This is a genomic window from Acidovorax sp., assembly GCF_034519795.1.
Taxonomy (GTDB): Bacteria; Pseudomonadota; Gammaproteobacteria; order Burkholderiales; family Burkholderiaceae_C; genus Acidovorax.
Genome location: NZ_JAXHOB010000008.1, coordinates 272,395 through 293,111, shown reverse-complemented (window position 1 = coordinate 293,111; position 20,717 = coordinate 272,395). Strand labels below are relative to the sequence as shown.

The following is a 20,717-nucleotide window of genomic DNA, read 5'->3' as shown; positions in this document are numbered from 1 at the left end:
GCTGGGCCATGGCGCCCACCGCGACCAGTGGGTATAAATAATAACTTAAAAGTCACACCATCACTCCATCGCCGCCGCCCCACAAGCGCCCCAGCTCGGCAGCCGTCTGCGGCTTGCCATAGAGGTAGCCCTGCAGCTCGTTCACGCCCAGGCCCTGCAGCAGGTCGGCCTGCATGGGCGTCTCCACCCCCTCGGCCACCACGCGCTTGTCCAGCGCCTTGGCCAGGGCCACGATGGCCGTGGCGATGGCCAGCGCGGGGCGCTCGATGCCAAAGGCGAACACAAAGCTCTTGTCGATCTTGAGCGTATCGAACGGCAGGCGGTTGAGGTAGCGCATGGCCGAATAGCCCACGCCGAAGTCGTCCAGCGCAATCGCCACGCCGTGGGCGCGCAGCGCCGCCAGGCGCGTGACGGCGGCATCCACGTCCTGGATCAGCGCGCCTTCGGTGATCTCCAGCTCAAGCTCCCCGGGGCGGATGTCGAACTCCTGCATCAGCGCGTGCAGCGCTTCGGGAAAGGCCGGGTCGGCCAGTTGCACCGGCGAGAGGTTGACCGACAGATGCCGCACGGGCGCCTGCGGGTCGGCACGCCACGCCGCAAACTGCTGCAGCGCCTGGCGCAGCACCCAAAGACCCAGCTCGATGATGAAGCCGGACTCTTCGGCCAGCGCAATGAAGGTGTCGGGCGAGACAAGCCCCTTGTCGGGATGGCGCCAGCGCAGCAGTGCCTCGACCGAGGCGATCTGGCGGTCATTCGAGCGCACGCGCGGCTGGAACACCACAAACATCTGCTGCCCGGCCAGCGCGTGGCGCAGGTCATGGCGCAGCGCCAGCCGCCCGGCCTGCTCTGCGGCCAGCGCGGGTTCGAACTCCACCAGCACATTGCGGCCCGCGCCCTTGGCGGTGTACATGGCCAGGTCGGCGTGCTTGAGCAGTTCGTCCCGCGAGGTGCCATGCGAGGGGTACTGCGCCATGCCCAGGCTGGCCGCCAGGGGCAGCAGGCGCGGGGGAACGCTGTACGGCACCCGCACGGCCTGCATGACCGATTCGATGTGGGCGCGCAACGCAGCCTGTGCGTCTGCGGGCAGCACGAACACGAACTCGTCGCCCCCTGGGCGGGCCATGGCCAGTGCGCGAGGGCCTATGCAGTTGCGCAGGCGGGCCGCTACCTCGCGCAGCACGCAGTCCCCCACCTCGTGCCCATAGGCATCGTTGATTTCCTTGAAACCGTCGAGGTCCATGTACACCACAGCAAAGGGCGTTGCGGCCTGCGCCTGCACCAGTTGGTCAACGGCCTCGACCAGCCCGAAGCGGTTGAGCAGGCCCGTCAGGCTGTCGCGCGTGGCGCGTTCACGCAGTTGATGCTCGTGCTGCTCGGCGTGCAGGGCCACGGCCAGCCGCTGGCCCAGTGCGGCCAGCTCGCGCCCGGCGCGCCCCTCGGGTGCCGGCAGGCGCGCCAGGCGCAGCCACACCCGCTGGTTGCTGGTGTGCGCAACGGGCAGGTCGTGCCAGGGCCCTTCGCCCCCCGCCGGGTCGGCCCCCTCCCCTCTGCATGCGGCGAGGCTCGCGCGGCGGGAGGTCGCGCGGCGCACCTGGTCTCGCGCTGCGCCAGCGTTCCATCCGGCCGCCAGGGACAGCACCATGCGGCCGGGCGCTGCCGGCTGGCCACTGCACCACGCCCACCGGCGCGCCACCCGCCTGGGCATTCAGGTGCGCGAGCATCAGGCGCACCACCTCGGCAAACGGGCGTTGCCCGATGATGGCCTGGTCCATCTGCGCGAGCACGTGCACCAGCTGCAAGGTCGCGCCCCACCTCTTCGGTCATCGCGTTGAAGGAGTCGGCCAGGTCGGTGAACTCGCTGCGCCGGCCGGCAATCTGCACCCTGCGCGTGAAGTCGCCGCTCCAGCACCGCGCGCGTGCCCGAGGTGAGCGCATCCAGCGGGCGGGTCAGCCTGCGCAGCACCACCGAGCTGCTCACCAGTGCGAGCAAAAATGCGATGGCGGCCACGTTGCCCACCAAGGCCGCCACGCCAATGGGCAGGTAGCGCCGCACGTCTGGCTGCAAGGTGGTGGTAATGGTCCAGGCCGGCGCATCGAAATAGGGCGTGAAGAAGATTTCGCGCTGCGTGCGCACCTCGTTGGCGGCCTGCGCCTCTACCCCCTGGCAGAAGGGTGCAGACAACTGCGGACCCGAAAAGCAGATGCGATGCGTGCCCGACTGCGCGTTCTCCCACAGGTAGTCTGCAGTGAACCGGCCGCGCACCACCGCGTCCGCAAAGCGGCACCATCAGTTCCACGGTGGGCGCCACCCCCGGCGCAGTGGGGCGCTAACCACGCGCAATGCTGCTCAGCGGCACCGGCGGCATCGGCGCAAGCTCCGAAGGGAAAAGCCGGTCCACACTGGCAAAGACGCTCTTGAGCCGGCTGATCCAGTCGAGCACGATGGGCCCGGGGCCCTGGCCGGAGGGCAGACGCGTGCACCATTCAGCAGGCTTTGCTGCGGCGCGCAGCCGGTCGACGAGGTTGATGCCCACTGCCTTGGCCAGCTCACCACTGAGCTGCGCTGCAGACTGCTGCACAACGTACTCCGTGAGCTGGTAGGCCAGCAGCGACATCGCCCCCACCGGCACCGCCACCAGCACGAAGAAGGTGGCCAGCAGTTGGCGCCCGACACGGCTGTGCAGAATGGCATGGGCCGGACTCAGGCGCATTCAGTAATCCTCGGCGACGCCGATGAAGCTCCCGTTGTTGGCGCGGATGATGTCATCGCGGCTGGCCTTGGCGGTCAACGGCGTCTGGCTCTTGCCGTCGGGCCCCATGCTGTACAGGTCATAGTCGCTGTTGAGCGGGTGCAGCGACTTGTCCTTGCGCTTTTGGCCGACCGTGGCGCCGTCCATCGACAGGTAGCGATAGGGGTTGCCCCAGGGGTCCAGCCGGGTAAAGGGCAGATCGGCCAGGCTTGCCGGGAACACGTGCTTGAAGTTGACGTACCGGTCCAGCATGGCGCTGATTTCCAGGATGTCTTTTTTGGCAGCGGCGACCTTGGCGCGTTCGATGTACGCCTTGTAGCTGGGCACGGCAACCGCCGAAAGCAGCCCGATCAGCGTGACCGGTGATCAGCAGCTCCAGCAGCGTCACCCCCAGCGCGCGCAAGGCACGTCTTCTGTTGTTGCGCACCACCCTCATCGCCCGCCGCCTTCGCAAAAAAATGGGCATGGCGCGGGGCACACAGCCGCGGAACACGCAGCCGCAGCACAGGCCGCGGGCAGCGCCCACCGCTGCGTCGAGGCGCATGTGTCCGTGACATTCTGTTTCATGCCCCATGATAGGGCAGACCCCAACGGCGCCCGCGTAGGACGGATTCGACGGAGGGGCTGGCCCCGGGGGCGGCGAGCCGACGCCCCGGCGGGCGCACTAGCGCTTTGCTGGCGGCTGCAGGTCCTTCATCAGCCCGGCGATCAGCGCATCCGTCCTGGCGTGGGCCTCGCTGCTCATCCACACCGAGAAGGCCGCCATGGCCGCCTTGTTGGCGATGACCTCCTTCTTGCCGATCGGGCTTTGGTAGTGCTGCAGGATCTCGCGCAGATCGCTGACCGACAGATCGGCGCCGTAGCTGGCCGCCCACTTCGCCGACAGTTCCTTGGCAGAGAACATCTGCGCGCCGCGGGACACGAAGCGGTCGAAAGCCGCCTTCTCCCTAGCAGTCGCCTTGCGGCCCTCCTGGGCCAGCACGTCCTCCAGCATCTTGGTGCCATACCCCTCCAAAGACTTCCGCTGGTCCGCCAACTGCTGCGCGAACTGGTCCTGGAGCCCCTGCGCCACCAGGATCTTCTGCACCAGCTCCTGCCGGCCTTCCTGCGCAAAGGCCGCCGGCGCGACACTGCTGATGAGGGCCGCAACGGCGAAATGGAAAAGGCGATGGTGGTGCATGGATCTTTCTTGATGGGACATACGAACGAGCGGCGCGCCCCGGTAGAGGCCGACCTAATGTATCCCGCCCACCACGCCGATCCAGGCCGCGCCCGCCCCCCGAATGGGTGACTCCGTCCCGTCCTGCGGCAGCATGGCCAAAGCCCGCGCTACCATCCCCAACGCCCCAGGACAACGACAAGGACAGCATCCCGATGCCCACCAGCCCGCCCCCGCACGTGACCTTCCGGCCCTTTGCCGGGCCCTCGGACTACGAGGCCATGGTGGCATGCGCCAACGCCAGTTTCGCAACCGACGAGACCGGCTTCTTTCGCACGGTGCAGGAGGTGGCGCGCGACTACGCCGCGTTCACCAGTTGCGTGCCCGAGCGCGATGTGTGGATTGCCCAGGCCGGTGCCGAGATCGCGGGCTACGTGCGCTCCTGGCCGTGGGCGCAGGCCGACGGGCTGCAGCTGTATTCGCAGTTCGCCGTGGTCGCGCCGCAGTGGCGCCGCCAGGGCATTGGAACGGCGCTGCACGCCTGGCTGGAGCAACGACAGCGCACCCAGGCGGCCACCGAGCACCCGGGCGCACCGCGCCACGCCCACCACGCCTACATCACCCACGGCGAGACCGCGCGTGCGGCCCTGCTCGAAAAAGCCGGCTACACGCCCGAGCGCCATTTCCACAACATGGTGCGCCCCACGCTCGACAACGTGGCCGACTTTCCCCTGCCCCAGGGCCTGGAGCTGCGGCCCGTGCAACCCGACCACTACCGCGCCATCTGGGACGCGCATTGGCGCGCCTTCCAGGGCCACTGGGGGGATTGCCCACCGGAGGAAGCCGACTACATCAAGTGGCTGGCCAGCCCGGTCTTCCAGCCCCACCTGTGGCAGGTGGCCTGGGATGTGCAGACCCACCAGGTCGCCGGGCAGGTGCGCACCTACATCGACGCCGCATGGAACCGCAACAACGGCCGCCAGCGTGGCTGGACCGAGTTCATCAGCGTGGGCGCACCCTGGCGCCGCAGCGGTCTGGCGCGTGCCCTCATCGCGCACAGCCTGCGCGCCCAGGCCGCTGCGGGCATGGCCGAGTCGGGCCTGCGCGTGGACAGCCAGAACAGCAGCGGCGCCAACCGCGTGTACGAAGACTGCGGCTTTGTGGTGGAGCGGCGCGACTGCGTGTACCGCAAGCCGCTGGCGCTGGGATCGGACGGGCGCGCCGGGGGCTGACCATGCGGCACCAGCTACCATGGCAGCCATCCGCCGCGCAGCGCGGTATGCTGCAACCGGCAACACACCTGTGGAGGATGCCTTGGATATAGTGGTCGAATGGGTGCTCAACTTGCTGCTCATCATGATCGGGCGCTGCGTCATCTGCGTCGCCACGTTGGGCTACTGGAAATGCGAGGGGCTGACCAGCAACGACCACAGTATTCACGGTGCAGCCGGCGCCCTGTGGTATGCCCGCGATGGCCGCAGCGTTGTCACCCCCACGGGCCAGACGCTGGCCGGTTTCCTGTTCTGCATCGCGCTCGTGCTGGCCTTGATTGGTCTGCTCATGGGGTGAAGGCCGGCAGTCCCGGCAAACGCAAGAGAACACCGCAGCCTTGTCTTCTACATCCAATCTCCTGACGCGCCTGAAGCCCTTGCGAGGAGCGCATTGGCTTTTGTCGCTGGCCGTCGTTGCCAGTGCGATGCTTCTGACCTTCGGCGCGCAATGCGCACAAGACCTCGTCACCTGGCAAGCCGCGTGGTTGACCGCCGTCATAGGCATCGTCGTCTGGTCCAATCATCTGCGCGTTGCGCCTGTCAAATCCGCCCGGATGCTGTGGCTGGTGCTGGGCCGCTCGGCTTGGGAAATGGTCAAGCTGGTGGCCGCCTTCGCAGTGGTGGCCTTTCCGCTGGCGTTGGTGTCACCCACCGCCTCGTGCCTGCACGATCGCGCCAAAGTGGCAACGGCGCTGATTGGAACCTCTGCCCAGCGCGAGGAAATCGCCAAGCGCATTCTCCAGCAAGGAAGCGTGGGGGGTGCAGGGCAAGGGATGGTCTACGCTCCGTCTGGCCGAGCAAAGGCGGGGCTCATCCAAAGCGATGGCTCCATTGTCATCGTGACTGACGACCCGCCCACAGCCCTCGTTCTCGCCCCGTCCATCGAGGCGCCAGGGAAGGTCCAATGGACGTGCAAGGGTGTTCCCGAAAAAGCCGTTCCGTTAACCTGCAGGCAGCCAGGCCCATGAGTGCATGCACAGGCATGCCCTGCATCCCCGCAGCTGTGGACCGCAGCATTCGGTGCCCGCATTCCCATATCCAGACACCCATGAAAGCCGACTTCCCCTCTCTGGACGCATCCATGCAGCAGGTGCTGGCAGCTCGCCCATCGCGGCTTGACGACATTCTCCAAGTGCGCGCCGTGCGCGACCATACGCAGCGCGCCGCGCCGCGCAGGTCCGTGGCATCGCCCGGTAGCAGTGCCGACACCACCATCCATGAGCGCATGCAGGCCCTTCGCCGGGCTGGCAGGGTGGGCCACGAGCCGCCGACCGGCCGGTGGGAGGTCTCGCCGCAGGCCTCACAGGCCGTGCCGCCGCAGCCCCTTGCCAGCACCGGCTTTGCCCTTCAGGCAGACTTGCAGCTTGCGCCCCCGGCACACCGCCCCCTGAAAGACCCCACCGTTTGACCACCAAGCCCCCCATGAAGACCATCGACGAGATGCTGAGCCTGGACCTGCTCACGCGCGACCAGCACACCCAGATCAGCGCCTGGATTGCGCGCTCGGCCTCGCCCGAGGAGATTCTGCAGATGCCCTCTGCGCTGTGGCGCGCGGTGGAGCATGCCAGCCAGGTCATGGGCATCAACGAGGACCTGCTGCGCCCACCCGCCCTGGATGCGGGCGGCATGGTCACCGGGTAATCCTCCACAACCGAGAAGCCGCCCGTGCAGCTGAACTTCGCATGCACGCAATGCGGCCGGTGCTGCCAGGGCCACCGGGTGCCTTTGTCGGTGCACGAGGCCATGGCCTGGCTGCGCCGCGGCGGCGATGTGCACCTGCTGTGCGATGCGGTCGTCTGGCCTGCCGAGCCGCCCGCCGGCGATGCCTTGGCCGCCTACCGGCGCGAGCGCAGCTTTGCCGCAGCGAGCGCGGCGATGGCGGTGCGGGTGGGCGTGATCCTGGCCGCGTCCTTCCCGGGCCGCTGCCCGAACCTGATGGACGACCAGCGCTGCGCCATCTATGCCGAGCGGCCGCTGGTCTGCCGCATCTACCCGGCATCGATCAACCCCTTCGAGCCGCTGGGCACCGAGTCCAAGGCCTGCCCGCCCGAGGCCTGGGATGCGCGCGGCCCCGCCTTCGTGCGTGCGGGCCGGCTGGTGGACGAGGCCACCCACGCACTGATCGACCAGGCGCGCCACCTGGCCATGCAGGAGATACCCGCCAAGCAGCGCCTGTGCGACGCCCTGGGCATACGGGTGGCCGCCATGGCCAACGAGGGTTTTGCGGTGCACCGGCCCCCACGCGCCGCGCTGCTGGCGGCGCTGGAAGCATCGTGCGCCGCCATGGCAACGCAAGCGGACCCGGTGGTGCCGGTGCCGGCCCTGCCCGGCGACTGGTGCCTGCTGAGCGCACGCGCCGCCACGCTGGAGATCCTGGCCGAGATCGACGCCTATGCTCTGGATGCATGCCAGGCCGGCCAGCTCGGAGTGGAGTACCTGGATCTGCAGCCGCCTGACGGGGCCGCTGGGTGAGCTGCGGCAGGGCCTGCCTGCCTGCCTACCTGCTTACTTCTGCGGAATCGCAATCGGCCCGCCCCCCTTGGGCCGCTTGCGGCCACCCACGGGGCTTTCGCCAAACGCAACCTTTTCGTTGCGCATCTCGATGAAGAAGGGCTTGAGCGGCACGAAGTCGAAGTCCTTGTCCACCACCAGAAAGCGCGGGATGGTCTGGCCTCTCAACCCCCTGGCGCTGCTGCTGCCTGGCTGCACCTGGCGAAAGCGCCGCGCGCCGGGTGCGGACTGCAGGGTCTTGAAGGAACGTGCCGGCAGGTCCGCGCGCGCCACCACAAAGTCGGGCTGCGCCTTGAAGCGCACCCAGGTGGTAGCGCCGCTGGGGATGTTGGTGGAGTTGGCCAACGCGAAGTCCAGCACGCTGCCCAGCGGACTGGACGGCGTGGGCGGCCCCATGATGGTCAGGCGCAGCTCCACCTGGTGGGAGGTCTCGCTGCCCACGTTCTTCACCAGCACATCCAGCTCGTTGCGCGAACCGGGCACGGCCTTGAAGTCGTTGAACTGGAGGTTGGTGAAGGGGTTCGGCGGCGTCAGCTTGTCCGGCAGGGCAATGGGCGCCATCTTGGGCGTCTGGGCCTTCTCCCAGGTGAAGATGTTGTCGTCCTCGTTGGACTCGGGCACGGCCAGGTACACGTCGACCTTGAACCGGAACCCATGCTTGGCGCCGAAATCGTCCTTGGCCATGCCCTTGGGCAGCTGCATGGAAAAGCTCTGCCTGTACCCCTGGGTATCCGGGTAGGCCTCCAGCCCGTCGACGCTGTAAGGCGCCAGCAGGTGCAGCGTGCCCGTGGCGGCCGTGGTGCCCGCGAACACCTCGAACGACACCTGAAACGGCCCCGCCTTGGCCGTGGGCTGGTTCGGGTCGAACTCCCCGGGGCCGAAGGGCGAGTGGGGCTTGCTGTTGGCGTTGGCCACCGTGACCTGCGCGAACCAGGGCTGCGCCGGGTCGTAGCACGGCATGCCGGGCGTGGCCTCGTTCAGGCCATCGAAAAAGATCTGCAGGTTGGGCGATGGCATGCACGTCCCTTGCGCTGTGGGATGGATGAAGACGGCCATGGTGGCACACGGCCCAGACCGCAGCAAGCGCGCAAATGCTGCGGTTTGTAAGGCCGGGCCCTGGCCAATGGCCAGTGCCGGGATTGGCAGGCTGGAGCCTGTCGGACTTGGCTGAGATAATCCCGAGCCATCGACAACCGCCTTTGCATGGAGCCCCCCGATGAGCTATGTGGTCCATATCTGGGAACACCCCCAACCCACCAGCCTCGCGGCGGCAGAGGCCCTGCACCAGCACCTTGCCGACCGGGCGTCGCCCCCTTATGCGAAGTGGCAGCAGTTGCGCGACGAGATCGAGGCGCGCATGGTGTCACAGGGCACGCCCAAGGAGTGGATCGAGTTCCCCATCGACCCCGGGCACCGGGAGCGCAGCTACGGCCTGGAGTTCGACGGGCCCGAGAACTACCAGGACGTGGTGGTGCAAAGCGCCACCGGGCTCGGGTTCAGTGTCTACGATGACCAGGCGGCGCGGCTGTACCTGCCGTTCGGCTATGTGCTGACGTTCGACGGGCTCTCGCGCTTTGATCGGGGCGACCAGGGCGTTGCGCCGCCGCGCTTCGGCCCGGCAGACCGCGAAGCCGTGATGGCGCAGTGCGAGGCGGCCTGGCGGCCGCGCTTCGAGGCACTGGGGTTCAGCTTCCATCGCGGCGAGCCCGCGCGCTCGGACATCCCGCTGGTGGCCGAGCGCGTGGTGCCGGTCGGCAAGCAGTCCATCACCATCAGTTTTTCGACCTTCGAAGAGCGCCTTTCGTTCGAGGTGATCGCGGCCATCGTGCCGGAGGTGCCCACGGCCGTGCTCGAGGCCTGCGGCGGCGCCCGGCGGATGCAGGTGCGCGGGCGCGAGTACCGCGGCATCGCCGCCTTCATGGTCGACCACCAGCGCGGGATGGAGTGGATGAGCATGGGCGGCTCGCTGCGCAATGCCGAGTACGTGGACCGGCTGATCCCGGGGCTGTTCGAATACCTCGACAACGAGATCCTGCCCACGCTGCAGGCCTGCACCACGGCCGCAGAGGTACTGCACGCAGCCACCCGCCCGGACCAGGGGCCCGCCGAGCTGCTGCCCAGCCGGCTGCCCCTGGCACTGGCCTGGCTCCAGGGCGACAGCGCGCTGGAACCGTTCTACGCGCAATACGAGCAGGTTCTTTCGCACTGGGACAAGGACTGGGCGCGCGAGGCCCGCGATGTGCTGCGCGCCTTGCCGCGCGGTCTGGGGTAGGCAGTACGGGCTGCCCAGGCGCTGTGCGCCCAGGTGGCTACCACATTGGGGGCCACGCGCCGCTGCGGGCGGGTTGCGGCCATGCCACGGCGGCCATTGTGTGGGCAAGGCCTTCGTTGGTACCATGGCAGCAGTTCGCTGCGCAATGACCGGCATTGCGCCACGGGGTCTCTTCGTCGCCCCGGTGCGCCCCACAGGATGAAGACATGCCACTGCCACCTGTCCTCGACCGATTCCTGGCCGCCCAGGAGCCCGTGCATGAGCGGGTGCTGGCCGAGCTCAAGGCCGGCAAGAAGCGCTCGCACTGGATGTGGTTTGTCTTCCCCCAGTACAAGGGCCTGGGCCACAGCGACATGGCGGCACGCTATGCCATCCAGTCCCCTGCCGAGGCGAAGTCCTATCTGGAGCACCCGGTTCTGGGCAGCCGGCTGCGCGAGTGCTGCAAGCTCCTGCTGGCACTGGACGACACCTGCTCCGCGCGCAGCGTGCTGGGCACACCCGACGACATGAAGCTGCGCTCCTGCATGACCTTGTTCGACGCGGTGCCAGGGGCGGATGCGGTGTTCGAAGCGGTGCTGGTGAAGTTCTTTGGCGGCGAGAGAGACCCCCGCACGCTGGAGCTGCTTGGCCAGGGCGGCGGCCCTGCGTAGGAGCCTGTCGGACTTGTAAATCGTCGGCTGCAAATCGGCCGCAGCGGTGCCGCGCGCGCCGCCGGATTGACGCCCGTCAAGCAAAGGTTGACCTTCGTCAAGGCGGCTGGGCCGTGGTGTCCGGACAATCGACTGCATTGTCCTGCGGAGCCTTCCCCCATGCGCCTGAACCTGCCAACCACCGGACAGGAATATGCTGTCCCCAAGGGCCAGACCCTTGTTTCCGCCACCGACACGCAGGGGCGCATCACGCACTGCAACGCCGCCTTCGTGGCCGTGAGCGGCTACACGCGCGATGAGCTCGTGGGCCAGCCGCACAACATGATCCGCCACCCCGACATGCCCGAGGAGGCGTTTCGCGACATGTGGGCCACCATCGCCTCGGGCCGGCCCTGGTCGGCCCCGGTGAAGAACCGGCGCAAGAACGGCGACCACTACTGGGTGATGGCCAACGCCACGCCGCTGATGCAGGACGGCCGGCCCGTGGGCTACATGTCGGTGCGCACCGAGGCCACGCGCGCACAGATCGCTGCGGCCGAGCAGCTGTACGCCACCATGCGCGAAGAAAAGCAGGCCGGGCGGCGCGTGCACGGGCTGCGCTCGGGCCGCGTGGTGCGGCACACGCTGGCCGGGCGCGTGGCGCACGGGCTGGCCACACTGGGCCTGTCGGCCCGGCTGGCGCTGGCGCTGCTGGCCTTGCTGGCGGCCTCGCTGGCCACTGGCATGCTGCTGCCCGGCGCCGCCGGCTGGGCCGTGCTGCTGGCGCTGTTCGGCACGGCCTGGTGGTACCTGGCACGGCTGCTGGTGGGGCCCATCGCGGCGCTGACCCTGGCGGCCAACCGGGTCGCGGCCGGCGACCTGACGACCACCATGCGCCGGGGCCGCAACGACGAACTGGGCGACCTGGAGCAAGCGCTGGGCCAGCTGTCGTTCAACCTCTGCGCCATCGTGCGTGATGCCCGCGACGAAAGCGAATCCATGCGCCTGGGCGCGCAGGAGATCGCCCAGGGCAACCTGGACCTGTCGGCGCGCACCGAGTCGCAGGCCGCCAGCCTGGAGCAGACGGCGGCGTCCATGGAGCAGATCACCGGCACCGTGCGCCAAAGCGCCGACGCCGCCCGCCAGGCCACGGCCCTGGCAGGCCAGGCCGACGCGGCCGCCGCGCGCAGCCGCGAGGCGGTGGACAGCGTGGGCCAGACCATGCGCGACATCCAGGGCGACTCCGAGCGCATCGGCGAGATCACGCAGGTCATCGACTCCATCGCCTTCCAGACCAACATCCTGGCGCTCAACGCCGCCGTGGAAGCCGCCCGCGCCGGCGAACAGGGCCGGGGCTTTGCCGTGGTGGCCAGCGAGGTGCGCAGCCTGGCCGGCCGCAGCGCCGCCGCAGCCAGGGAGATCAAGCAGCTCATCGACCAGTCGGCCCACCGCGTGGAGCAAGGCCAGCAACGCACCCAGGCGGCCCAGGCCACCATGGTCGAGGTGGTCGAGGGCGTGCAGCGCGTGAGCGCCGTGGTCGGCGAGATCAGCCACGCCAGCCAGGAGCAGCTGACCGGCATCTCCGAGGTGAACACCGCCGTGGGCCAGCTCGACACCATCACCCAGGAAAACGCGGCGCTGGTGGAGCAGGTGGCTGCGGCGGCGCAGGGGTTGACGCGCACGGCGGGGGCGGTGACGGATTCGGTGCAGGTGTTTCGGCTGGAGGCGGGCCTACCGTCGGCAGCGCGGGCTGCGGTGCTGGCGCCGGGTCAGCGCCGCGCCGTGACGGTGGCGGCGCAACCGCGTGGCAAGGGGCTGACGACGGCGTGAGGTGGTGGATGCCAGTTGCCTGGATTGAGGGCGGAGGCCGGGATGTGCGCCCGGCGGCGCAGTAACTTTCTCTTGGCCGCCAAGAGAAAGTCACCAAAGAGAAGGCGGCCCCCAGTCTGCGTCCCCCATCGCCCTGTCGGGCGATGGGGGCAACCTGCGATGCTCGGATCTGGGGTGGTGCCGATGAACTCGCTGCGTTCCCCCTGCGGGTGAACTCCGCTCAGACAGCATCGGCAAGCTAGAGGACGAAGTGCGTGTGTCCTTCGGCACACGCACCCACCCCAGCTCCTGCGCTTCTCGGCGCAGCCAGCAGGGGTGGGGAGCGGGTACCACACGGCTGCTGCTTCGCAGCTGCGCCTGGGGTCGGTTCGCGCTGCGCGCTGCCGACCTGTTGGGCGCGATCGCCCTGGCGAGCCAAGCGCAGCGAGGCAGTTTGGGCCGAGCGAAGCAATGGCCCGTGTGGAGCCCGTTCCCACCCCCTTCTGACCGTGCCGAGAAGCGCAGGGCCTGGGGTGAGCGCGTGCCGAAGGACACGCGCCTCGTCATCTGGCTCGCCGAAGCTGTTTGACCGGAGCTGCCTCGCAGAGGCAGCGCAGGGAGTTCTTCGGCGTCACCCCAGGACCGAGCATCGCAGGCTGCCCCCAGCGCCCGACAGGGCGATGGGGGACACGGGCAGCGGGGTCGCCTTTTCTTGGCCTACGTTCTTTTGGCGAAGCAAAAGAAGGTAGGTGCGCCGCCGGGCGCACACCCCGGCCTCCGCCCTCAGCAAAGGCATGCGGTAACCATGAAAACAAAGCCGAGGAACAATGGACTAGACCCCCCGCCTGCACAGTCCAGCCAAGCAAGGCCCCGGACGAACCGCCAGGCCATTGCAAATATGGCGCGTCCCTCCTCGCCGCTCGCTGCAGGTGCAGGTGCTCAGGCGGGAGGCGGGGGTGCTGCCGTCAGCGCGTCCTGCGGTGCCGGGTCAGCGTAGCGCCAGACCCGAGGTGCAGCCGCGTGGCAGGGCGTTGAGGGCGGTGTGATGCAAAACTTCAGCGGTCACCACCGCGCTCAAGCGGCCCGCTGGCCCAGAAACCCGTTGCGGTAGCCCGCAATGAATGCGCGCAGCCGCTGCGCATCACCACCCATGGCCAGTTGGTTGCGCACTCGCAAAAGCGCGTCCAGCATTGGTTCAGGGTCCGCGAGAATGACACGCACTTGCTGTTCGGTGCCCGGGCTGCACAGCATTGCAGCGTCCTTGCCGAGCAACGCCGCGCCGGCCAGGTCGGGGTCGTGGCCAGCCATCTCCAGCAACCCCGCCTCTTCGTCGTAGAGCCGGTCCATGTTGCCGGCAGTGGCATAGGCCTGCGCCAACGCAAGGAAGTCGGTGGCATCCTTGTTGTTGTCGCGACCACGGTCATGCCAGGCAAGCAGCTTGAGCACCGACAACGAAGGCAACGTGCAGACGTGCACCGCCAGTCCCTCGCCCAGGTCCACCAGATCCGCGCTGTCCAGCCCCTCCCTGAACCCGGCCACATTGAGCACCACGTCATGGCCAGGCGGCCAGGTGATGGTCTGGTCCTCTCCTGCCACGCCCCCGAAAGGAATGAGATCCAACGGGATTCCACCGGGACGCAAGTAGTGCATGCGGTGCGACTTGCCTTGCACCGCGAAGAACGCCCCCGTCGCGGCAAGGCGATCCTTCAATGCAGTGAAACGCTCCCAGCTGTCGATGTACAGGCCGATGTCCACATCGCGCGTGGCCCTGCGCACGGCCTGCCCGTGTACGTGCGTGAGCATGATGTCCCGCGCCATCGCACCGCCCACGAACACATCGATGCCGAGCGCCTGCGTGGCCGCTTTGGCATGCGCAAGAATCGCATGCAGGCCCGGCTCGATGGGGCGATCGGCGCGGACTTTAAGTACCATTCTTGAGCCGCTCCATCAGCATGCCCGCCACCTCCACGCTGCGGCCTTCATTGCTGGCCATCAGATCCGCGTAGACCAGCAGCAAGGGCGCCACGGCCGGCTCCACCGCCTTCGCATGCACCAGATCCGCGCGGGGCCAGAAGGCATCCAACACTTCGATGGGCCCGTCAGGATCCGGGCGCAGGCGGTGCTTGCGCAGCAACTGGCCCCGGTCCATCCAGCTGTAGACGCATGCGCTTGCCGGGTTGATGTATTGCGTGATCGCTGCAGCGGCCACTTCGCCACTCAGGGCCACCTCGGGCTCATCAGTCAGAAGACTGCTCCCCCGCCAATCGGCATCCCCGCAGGCATACCGCTGCGGCTTGAGCTTGCCCCGCAGCGAAATCGGGTACTGCCGCGCCCACTCCATTTGCAGCGCCTGCCTGTTCGCCAAGCGCCGCTTGCGCGCCGCCCCCGCGATGAAGCCCAGCGCTGCCAATTCCTCGATGGCATTCGACGCCGAGCCCAACGCGGCACCGGCCGCCTCGGCGATGGCCCGCACCGGCTGCTGCGCCAGGCCTTCGGTCGTCAGCAGCGCAAAGATGACCCGCAAGGTGCTGGCCTTGCGCAGGGCGGATTGGTCGGTGGGGGCGCGGGGCTCTTTGGGGCGGGGCTTGCCGGTGATAAACAGGTAATTGCCCGGGACATCGATGTGGGCGTTGCCCACGGTGTCCAGGAAGTTGATGCCGGTGCGCTGGCATTCTTCGGCCAGCTTCGCTGACAGGTAGGGGGCGATCAAAAGCAACGGGTTGCTGTTATCACCGAGCTCTTTTTCGGTCCGATACCAGATCAAGTCGCTGGTGCGTGCAATACGACTCACCTGAACCGTAAAACGGCCCAGATCTTGCCCAGTCCGAGCGAGCTTGACGATCGCGTTGTTGCGATCCTTTGGGCCCAGCAAATCCACAACCTCGCCTTGCAGGACTGGCTCTGCAGCTTCCAATGCTTGCTCGATCACTGTGCCGGTGTTCATTTTTTCACGATGTTCATGTTACGTGAACATTGATGATAAACGAACAAGAGGGGCAATGGAAGGGCCTGCGACCTCTCGATTCACTTTGCATGCGCGTGCTACTTCCCAACGCCGATTCGAGATCGAAGCGGCAACTTAACCGGAAAAATAACCGGCAATTCTTGCGTAGCTTTCAACCACAATTACCCATATATCCATTTGATTTAAAAAGGTATTTTTGCTAGCATTGCGGCAAAATCTAACCAGAAACCATGTCCGTTAAACCTACTCCGGTTGCAGCTTACGACCAGCCGCACCAGTTCGAACCCCTTGTTCCCACCCAGGGCCTGGCGGAGCTGAGCGAGGCCACGCGGCGAATCTTTGAAAAGTCCGCCGCGCTGAAGGCTGCCGCCAGCCCCGAAGCAAGAGCCGCCTTGCGCGAAATCGTGCGCTCGATGAACTCCTACTACTCGAACGGCATCGAGGGGCAAGCGACCCACCCCGCGAATATCGAACGGGCACTGCGGCATGACTTCTCGGAAAAACCCGACGTGGCCAGGCGCCAGCGCGTGGCGCTTGCACACATCGAAGCAGAGCGCGATCTGGAACAGAGCGTGACCACCGAAGCCGCCGCGCTGGGCAGCGCCTTCCTGTGCCAGGCGCACAAGAGCCTGTACAGCCGGCTGCCTGCGCAAGACCGCCTTACCGAAGACGGCCGGCAGGTAGAACCCGGCGCATTGCGAGTGCATGACGTCGCCGTGGGCCGCCACCAGCCGCCGGCCTGGCAGTCCGTGCCCCGCTTTCTTGCCCGCATGGACCAGGTGTACGGCCCCCTGCGCGGCGTAGACGCCGTCATCCACACCATTGCCGCAGCCCACCACCGCATGGCCTGGACGCACCCCTTCGAGGACGGCAACGGCCGCGCAGTGCGCCTGCAGACGCACTGCGCCCTGCTCCCCATCAGCGGTGGCCTGTGGTCGGTCAACCGCGGGCTCGCGCGCCAGCGCGAGCGCTACTACGAGCTGCTCGACGGCGCGGACAGCCCCCGGCAAGGCGACCTGGACGGACGGGGCAACCTCAGCCAGAAAATGCTCTGGGAGTGGTGCCGCTATTTCGTCGGGCTGTGCGAGGACCAGGTGAACTTCATGGGCTCCATGCTCGACCTGCCCCAGCTCAAGGACCGCCTGCGGGCCTACGTCATGGTCGAGGGCGTCACCAAGGGGATCACGGAGTACCGCGAAGAGGCGGTCTTGCCGCTGCAGACCGTTGCCGTCAGCGGGGCCATGGCGCGCGGCGATTTCATCCGCATGACCGGTCTGGGCGAGCGCACTGGCCGCAAGGTGGTGTCGCGCTTCCTCAGCGACGGGCTGCTCAAGAGCGAAGGGCACAGGGGGGAGTTGAGCATTGCCTTTCCCATGTCCGCGCTGAGCATTCTGCTGCCGAATCTGTATCCGGAAGCTTCGAGCATTGTGCTGGATTAGGGCGACACCGGGTGTGCCCGACTTTGAACGCACCGCCAGCGCTCTGGGTGGCGCGGCGACATGGCGGTTTCGGCCGTGACCGGGGCAACCCGGCGCGGCTGTGGCATGCGGCGGCGCCGGTGGCGGTGCCGGTGCCGGTGGCGGCAGCTTGGTGTGTATGGTTGCTTCTGTTCTTTTGCCGGGGGCGGAGGCCGGGATGTGCGCCCGGCGGCGCACCCACCTTCTTTTGCGTCGCCAAAAGAAGGTGGGCCAAGAAAAGGCGACCCCCAGTCTGCGTCCCCCGTTCGCCTTGTCGGGCGAACGGGGGCAACCTGCGATGCTCGGGCCTGGGGTGGCGTCGCGGAACTCGCTGCGTTCTGCGAACTCCGCTCAAACATCCGCGACGAGCTAGACCACGAAGTGCGTGTGTCCTTCGGCACACGCACCCACCCCAGGCCCTGCGCTTCTCGGCGCAGCCAGAAGGGGTGGGGAGCGGGGACAAAGACGGCTGCTGCTGCGCAGCCGCGCCGGGTGTCGGTTACGCGCTGCGCGCTGCCGACATTTGGGGCGCGGGCGCCCTGGCGAGCCGAGCGCAGCGAAGGACCACAGGCCGAGCGAAGCAATGGCCCGTATGGAGCCCGCTCCCACCCCCTTCTGACCGTGCCGAGAAGCGCAGGGCCTGGGGTGAGCGCGTGCCGAAGGACACGCGCCTCGTCATCTGGCTCGCCGAAGCTGTTTGACCGCAGCTGCCTCGCAGAGGCAGCGCAGGGAGTTCTTCGGCGTCACCCCAGGTCCGAGCATCGCAGGCTGCCCCACTCGCCGCCAGGCGAGTGGGGACACGGGCAGCGGGGTCGCCTTCTCTTTGGTGACTTTCTCTTGGCGACTCAAGAGAAAGTTACTGCGCCGCCGGGCGCACACCCCGGCCTCCGCCCTCGGCAACGGCATGCGGTAACCATGGAAACACAGCCGGACAAACCGCCAGGCCATGACAGCTATGGCGTGCCCTTCCCTGCCATGACTTCACCGAGGAACCTCTTCATGCACACGCAAGACGCGACCATGGTGTCTATGCAAGGCGACCAATGCGCTCCTCAGCCAACGCCAGATGCTCACCCAAGGCATCGATACACGCCGAAAAACCCCCACTGAAGCCCCCATCTGCCCCACCCGGCACCACAAGACCAGGGGCAAGACCCGTGAGCCGCCCCACGAAAGCCCGCGCCAGTGGCAGCGCCTGCCTCCAGACGTGCGCCGGCACCTGGGAGCCGATGCTCAGCTCGAGCCGGCGCACCGGCAGGTCGCCCCCGGCCGTGGGCGCAAAGGCCATGGGGGTCATGTCATAGGCCGGCGCCAGCTGGTAAGGCCGGCCGTGCTCGGCCATGAACGAGAGGTTGCCGCTGTGCATGTCGGTGTTGCCGATCAGGGTCCCGAACGCCCACAACAGGCTGGCGGCTTGCACGGCTGCGGGCTCGACCACCCGCTCCTGTGCCAACGCCTCCACCATCTCCGGCCAGCGCCCGCTGCGGCCCACGAACTGCGCATCCAGGGCGGTCAACGAGTGCAGCGCACGCCGGCCCAGAACGCCGACCCGGTCAAAGCGCTCTACCTCCAGAAAGCGCTGCACGCCATGGTCGATGACGCGCGTGCGCGCCGCCGCAATGCCATGGGCGCCCAGCACCTGCAGTGCCAGGTGCTCGGCCAGCAACAGGTCGCGCCAGCGTTCACTCACCGGGCTGGGAACGGCAGAACTGAACTTGACGATCACATGCGCGGACACCCCCTCGGCGCTTGCATCATCACCATCACCATCACCATCACCATCACCATCACCATCGCACTGGGCAAAGGCGGTGAACTTGGGCTGCTCCCCCGCCGCCGATGAACCCGCAAGCTCACCCCGGGCTGCGGCCAGCGCCAAGGCGGCATAGGCCTGCGCCTTGCCGGCCAGCGCGATGGGCGGCGGCAGGCTGCTGTTCACGAACTCCTGCTGCGCGGCATCGCCCACCAGCAGGTTGCCGGGCAGATCCCCCCCCTCACGCAGCAGCGCGCGCATCACGTGCGAGTCGTTCCAGTCGGCCAGCCGCTCTGGCAGCCCCAGCGCGGGCCCATGCCGCTGGTTGTAGGCCCGCCCCAGGTAGCCCTGCGGCCGCATGTCGAAAAGCCACCACGGAAGGCCATCCGTGTGCCCTTGCACGGCACCATCAGCCTGCGCCATCACGAAGCCTTCGGGATACACCGGCACCAGGGTGCCCAGCCCCTGCAACCGGCCTTCGGCAGTCACCCCGTAGATCGGCGCCACCAGGTCCGCCCGCGAGGCATCGCGCAGCGCATACTGAATAGATCGCGAAGCACCCAGACGCAGCACATCCGGCCCCAGCGCCTGCAGCGCCCGGGACACTGTGGGCTGGCTTGTTCCCAGGGCATCCGCCAACGCCCTCGCGGTCTTCAGTCCGCTGCGCAGCAGGTCACGAATCTGTTTGGCGTGGCGGTGGGTGGGGGTTGGCATGCAGGCATCTTAGTCCAATTGAACGGATTGATGAATAGATAACTGAATAGAAACGGAGAGATCACCAAGGCAAGAGGGTTGCCTCCTTGGCGGCATGGCGCCATGCCTGCGCACGCATTGCACAATGTGCCCCTGCGCCGCCCTGGCAAGGGCGAACTCCACAGAACGAACGCCAAGGTCAAACAACATGGATCTCTCTTCAACGGTGGCATGGTCAGTTCCTGTGGCGGGCTGCCTGCTGGCGGCGCTATACGGCCACGGCCGCGCCGAAGCCGGGGCCCAGTCCATCTGGGGCAGTGCATTGTGGGTTGCCATCGTCACCGGCGTCCTGCTGACATTCGTCCAGGTGGTCTTGCATGGCGCCTGCATTGGAGCGCGGTGGTGCGCCGACCAAGGCGACGTCAACATGAGTTATTGGTTTCAGTCTTTCATGGCCATCCCGCTGTACTGGCTTGCGGCGTGCAGTGTTTGGAAGATGAAGCAGTGACAAGACCACCTGGCCCTGCCCCAGCGCCGCGTGTGCCTCCGGATTGGCAGGCCGCAGCGCCAAAGCCGCCCGGGAGATCAAGCAGCTGATCGACCAATCGGCCCACCGCGTGGAGCAAGGCCAGCAGCGCACCCAGGCGGCCCAGGCCACCATGGTCGAGGTGGTCGAAGGCGTGCAGCGCGTGAGCTGTGGTCGGCGAGATCAGCCACGCCAGCCAGGAGCAGCTGGCCGGCATCTCCGAGGTCAACACCGCCGTGGGACAGCTTGACACCATCACCCAGGAAAACGCGGCGCTGGTGGAGCAGGTGGCGGCGGCGGCGCAGGGGTTGACGCGCACTGCGGGGGCGGTGACGGATTCGGTGCAGGTGTCTCGGCTGGAGGCGGGGGTGCCGTCGGCAGCGCGGGGGGCGGTACCGGGTCAGCGGAGCGCCCGACCCGTGGTGCAGCCGCGTGGCAGGGGGTTGCGGGGGGTGTGATGCCGCTCAGCAGTGGCACAAGGGGTGATGTTCATTTTTTCGTGATGTTCATGTGGCGTGAACATTGATGAACAACGAACACCCGGGGTGGGCTGATGAGGCCGCTCGCAGGGATGTGCTTGTGGATGCTTCTGTTGTTGGGTTGAGGGCGGAGGCCGGGGTATGCGCCCGGCGGCGCAGTAACTTTCTCTTGGCCGCCAAGAGAAAGTCACCAAAGAGAAGGCGGCCCCCAGTCTGCGACCCCCGTTCGCCCTGTCGGGCGAACGGGGGCAACCTGCGATGCTCGGGCCTGGGGTGGTGCCGCAGAACTCACTGCGTTTGGCCGTTGGCCAAACTCCGTTCAAACAGCTGCGGCAAGCCAGATCACGAAGTGCGTGTGTCCTGCGGCACACGCACCCACCCCAGGCCCTGCGCTTCTCGGCGCAGCCAGCAGGGGTGGGGAGCGGGTACCGCACGGCTGCTGC

At 67.6% G+C, this 20,717-nt stretch carries 20 protein-coding genes and 1 pseudogene; 12 read left to right on the top strand and 9 right to left on the bottom strand.

Annotation, left to right across the window (positions count from 1 at the left end):
• Positions 1 to 52: 52 nt before the first annotated feature.
• From U5N23_RS09685 to U5N23_RS09665, 5 genes and pseudogenes are all read right to left on the bottom strand, one after another.
• Positions 53 to 1,642 (bottom strand): putative bifunctional diguanylate cyclase/phosphodiesterase, encoded by a 1,590-nt coding sequence (locus U5N23_RS09685; protein ID WP_322592600.1) that lies wholly within the window; start codon positions 1,640 to 1,642, stop codon positions 53 to 55.
• A 209-nt stretch (positions 1,643 to 1,851) separates the two neighbouring features.
• Positions 1,852 to 1,935: pseudogene (locus tag U5N23_RS33100) on the bottom strand (hypothetical protein); the annotation flags it as partial.
• Positions 1,936 to 2,327: 392 nt separating this feature from the next.
• Complete coding sequence (locus U5N23_RS09675; protein ID WP_322592598.1) at positions 2,328 to 2,711, bottom strand: hypothetical protein; 384 nt, start codon at positions 2,709 to 2,711, stop codon at positions 2,328 to 2,330.
• Positions 2,712 to 3,077: a prepilin-type cleavage/methylation domain-containing protein gene (locus U5N23_RS09670; protein WP_322592597.1), complete on the bottom strand. Its 366-nt coding sequence runs from the start codon at positions 3,075 to 3,077 to the stop codon at positions 2,712 to 2,714.
• A 337-nt stretch (positions 3,078 to 3,414) separates the two neighbouring features.
• Entirely contained in the window at positions 3,415 to 3,930 is a 516-nt protein-coding gene (locus U5N23_RS09665) for a DUF2059 domain-containing protein (protein WP_322592596.1), read from the bottom strand.
• A 194-nt stretch (positions 3,931 to 4,124) separates the two neighbouring features.
• Here U5N23_RS09665 and U5N23_RS09660 point away from each other — a divergent pair, with 194 nt between their 5' ends.
• The 6 genes from U5N23_RS09660 to U5N23_RS09635 all read left to right on the top strand — a co-directional run bounded on the left by U5N23_RS09660 (position 4,125) and on the right by U5N23_RS09635 (position 7,652).
• Positions 4,125 to 5,141 (top strand): GNAT family N-acetyltransferase, encoded by a 1,017-nt coding sequence (locus tag U5N23_RS09660; protein ID WP_322592595.1) that lies wholly within the window; start codon positions 4,125 to 4,127, stop codon positions 5,139 to 5,141.
• A 19-nt stretch (positions 5,142 to 5,160) separates the two neighbouring features.
• Positions 5,161 to 5,478: a hypothetical protein gene (locus tag U5N23_RS09655; RefSeq protein ID WP_322592594.1), complete on the top strand. Its 318-nt coding sequence runs from the start codon at positions 5,161 to 5,163 to the stop codon at positions 5,476 to 5,478.
• Positions 5,479 to 5,518: 40 nt separating this feature from the next.
• Entirely contained in the window at positions 5,519 to 6,148 is a 630-nt protein-coding gene (locus tag U5N23_RS09650; protein WP_322592593.1) for a hypothetical protein, read from the top strand.
• Between the two features lie 80 nt (positions 6,149 to 6,228).
• Entirely contained in the window at positions 6,229 to 6,588 is a 360-nt protein-coding gene (locus U5N23_RS09645; RefSeq protein WP_322592592.1) for a hypothetical protein, read from the top strand.
• 14 nt (positions 6,589 to 6,602) lie between these two features.
• Positions 6,603 to 6,821 (top strand): hypothetical protein, encoded by a 219-nt coding sequence (locus tag U5N23_RS09640; RefSeq protein ID WP_322592758.1) that lies wholly within the window; start codon positions 6,603 to 6,605, stop codon positions 6,819 to 6,821.
• Between the two features lie 24 nt (positions 6,822 to 6,845).
• Positions 6,846 to 7,652 carry a YkgJ family cysteine cluster protein gene (locus tag U5N23_RS09635; RefSeq protein ID WP_322592591.1) on the top strand — a complete coding sequence of 269 codons (807 nt, stop codon included), beginning with the start codon at positions 6,846 to 6,848 and terminating at the stop codon, positions 7,650 to 7,652.
• 33 nt (positions 7,653 to 7,685) lie between these two features.
• Here the strand turns inward: U5N23_RS09635 and U5N23_RS09630 are convergent, their stop codons facing one another.
• Positions 7,686 to 8,708, bottom strand: a complete 1,023-nt coding sequence (locus U5N23_RS09630; protein ID WP_322592590.1) for a hypothetical protein — start codon at positions 8,706 to 8,708, stop codon at positions 7,686 to 7,688.
• A 199-nt stretch (positions 8,709 to 8,907) separates the two neighbouring features.
• On the opposite strand from U5N23_RS09630, the gene U5N23_RS09625 reads away from it, so the two are divergent.
• From U5N23_RS09625 to U5N23_RS09615, 3 genes are all read left to right on the top strand, one after another.
• On the top strand, positions 8,908 to 9,963 hold the full coding sequence (locus U5N23_RS09625; protein ID WP_322592589.1) for a hypothetical protein: 1,056 nt from the start codon (positions 8,908 to 8,910) through the stop codon (positions 9,961 to 9,963).
• Between the two features lie 206 nt (positions 9,964 to 10,169).
• Positions 10,170 to 10,613, top strand: a complete 444-nt coding sequence (locus U5N23_RS09620; RefSeq protein ID WP_322592588.1) for a DUF1810 domain-containing protein — start codon at positions 10,170 to 10,172, stop codon at positions 10,611 to 10,613.
• Between the two features lie 159 nt (positions 10,614 to 10,772).
• Positions 10,773 to 12,422, top strand: coding sequence for a methyl-accepting chemotaxis protein (locus U5N23_RS09615; protein ID WP_322592587.1), 1,650 nt, complete (start codon positions 10,773 to 10,775; stop codon positions 12,420 to 12,422).
• A 1,053-nt stretch (positions 12,423 to 13,475) separates the two neighbouring features.
• Here U5N23_RS09615 and U5N23_RS09610 read toward each other — a convergent pair.
• Together U5N23_RS09610 and U5N23_RS09605 are read right to left on the bottom strand one after the other, a co-directional pair.
• Entirely contained in the window at positions 13,476 to 14,333 is an 858-nt protein-coding gene (locus U5N23_RS09610) for a nucleotidyl transferase AbiEii/AbiGii toxin family protein (RefSeq protein ID WP_322592586.1), read from the bottom strand.
• Positions 14,323 to 15,345 carry a type IV toxin-antitoxin system AbiEi family antitoxin gene (locus tag U5N23_RS09605; protein ID WP_322592585.1) on the bottom strand — a complete coding sequence of 341 codons (1,023 nt, stop codon included), beginning with the start codon at positions 15,343 to 15,345 and terminating at the stop codon, positions 14,323 to 14,325. The genes U5N23_RS09610 and U5N23_RS09605 overlap by 11 nt, the downstream gene beginning before the upstream one ends.
• Positions 15,346 to 15,596: 251 nt before the next feature.
• Between U5N23_RS09605 and U5N23_RS09600 the strand changes: the two genes are divergently transcribed.
• A complete protein-coding gene (locus U5N23_RS09600) occupies positions 15,597 to 16,805 on the top strand; it encodes a Fic family protein (RefSeq protein ID WP_322592584.1) in 1,209 nt (402 codons plus the stop codon).
• 1,045 nt (positions 16,806 to 17,850) lie between these two features.
• Here the strand turns inward: U5N23_RS09600 and yjjJ are convergent.
• Positions 17,851 to 19,290 (bottom strand): type II toxin-antitoxin system HipA family toxin YjjJ, encoded by a 1,440-nt coding sequence (gene yjjJ / locus U5N23_RS09595; RefSeq protein ID WP_322592583.1) that lies wholly within the window; start codon positions 19,288 to 19,290, stop codon positions 17,851 to 17,853.
• Between the two features lie 187 nt (positions 19,291 to 19,477).
• Between yjjJ and U5N23_RS09590 the strand changes: the two genes are divergently transcribed.
• Positions 19,478 to 19,777, top strand: a complete 300-nt coding sequence (locus U5N23_RS09590) for a hypothetical protein (RefSeq protein ID WP_322592582.1) — start codon at positions 19,478 to 19,480, stop codon at positions 19,775 to 19,777.
• 188 nt (positions 19,778 to 19,965) lie between these two features.
• A complete protein-coding gene (locus U5N23_RS09585) occupies positions 19,966 to 20,253 on the top strand; it encodes a hypothetical protein (protein WP_322592581.1) in 288 nt (95 codons plus the stop codon).
• Positions 20,254 to 20,717 lie beyond the last annotated feature (464 nt).

Coding starts and splice junctions, on each gene's coding strand:
- U5N23_RS09640 (WP_322592758.1), top strand. CDS start 6,603: ATGAAGACCATCGACGAGATGCTGAGCCTGGACCTGCTCACGCGCGAC.
- U5N23_RS09615 (WP_322592587.1), top strand. CDS start 10,773: ATGCGCCTGAACCTGCCAACCACCGGACAGGAATATGCTGTCCCCAAG.
- U5N23_RS09590 (WP_322592582.1), top strand. CDS start 19,478: ATGGATCTCTCTTCAACGGTGGCATGGTCAGTTCCTGTGGCGGGCTGC.
- U5N23_RS09610 (WP_322592586.1), bottom strand. CDS start 14,333: ATGGTACTTAAAGTCCGCGCCGATCGCCCCATCGAGCCGGGCCTGCAT.
- U5N23_RS09655 (WP_322592594.1), top strand. CDS start 5,161: ATGGCAGCCATCCGCCGCGCAGCGCGGTATGCTGCAACCGGCAACACA.
- U5N23_RS09675 (WP_322592598.1), bottom strand. CDS start 2,711: ATGCGCCTGAGTCCGGCCCATGCCATTCTGCACAGCCGTGTCGGGCGC.
- U5N23_RS09660 (WP_322592595.1), top strand. CDS start 4,125: ATGCCCACCAGCCCGCCCCCGCACGTGACCTTCCGGCCCTTTGCCGGG.
- U5N23_RS09625 (WP_322592589.1), top strand. CDS start 8,908: ATGAGCTATGTGGTCCATATCTGGGAACACCCCCAACCCACCAGCCTC.
- U5N23_RS09600 (WP_322592584.1), top strand. CDS start 15,597: ATGTCCGTTAAACCTACTCCGGTTGCAGCTTACGACCAGCCGCACCAG.
- U5N23_RS09685 (WP_322592600.1), bottom strand. CDS start 1,642: ATGGTGCTGTCCCTGGCGGCCGGATGGAACGCTGGCGCAGCGCGAGAC.
- yjjJ (WP_322592583.1), bottom strand. CDS start 19,290: ATGCCAACCCCCACCCACCGCCACGCCAAACAGATTCGTGACCTGCTG.
- U5N23_RS09630 (WP_322592590.1), bottom strand. CDS start 8,708: ATGCCATCGCCCAACCTGCAGATCTTTTTCGATGGCCTGAACGAGGCC.
- U5N23_RS09605 (WP_322592585.1), bottom strand. CDS start 15,345: ATGAACACCGGCACAGTGATCGAGCAAGCATTGGAAGCTGCAGAGCCA.
- U5N23_RS09620 (WP_322592588.1), top strand. CDS start 10,170: ATGCCACTGCCACCTGTCCTCGACCGATTCCTGGCCGCCCAGGAGCCC.
- U5N23_RS09665 (WP_322592596.1), bottom strand. CDS start 3,930: ATGCACCACCATCGCCTTTTCCATTTCGCCGTTGCGGCCCTCATCAGC.
- U5N23_RS09645 (WP_322592592.1), top strand. CDS start 6,229: ATGAAAGCCGACTTCCCCTCTCTGGACGCATCCATGCAGCAGGTGCTG.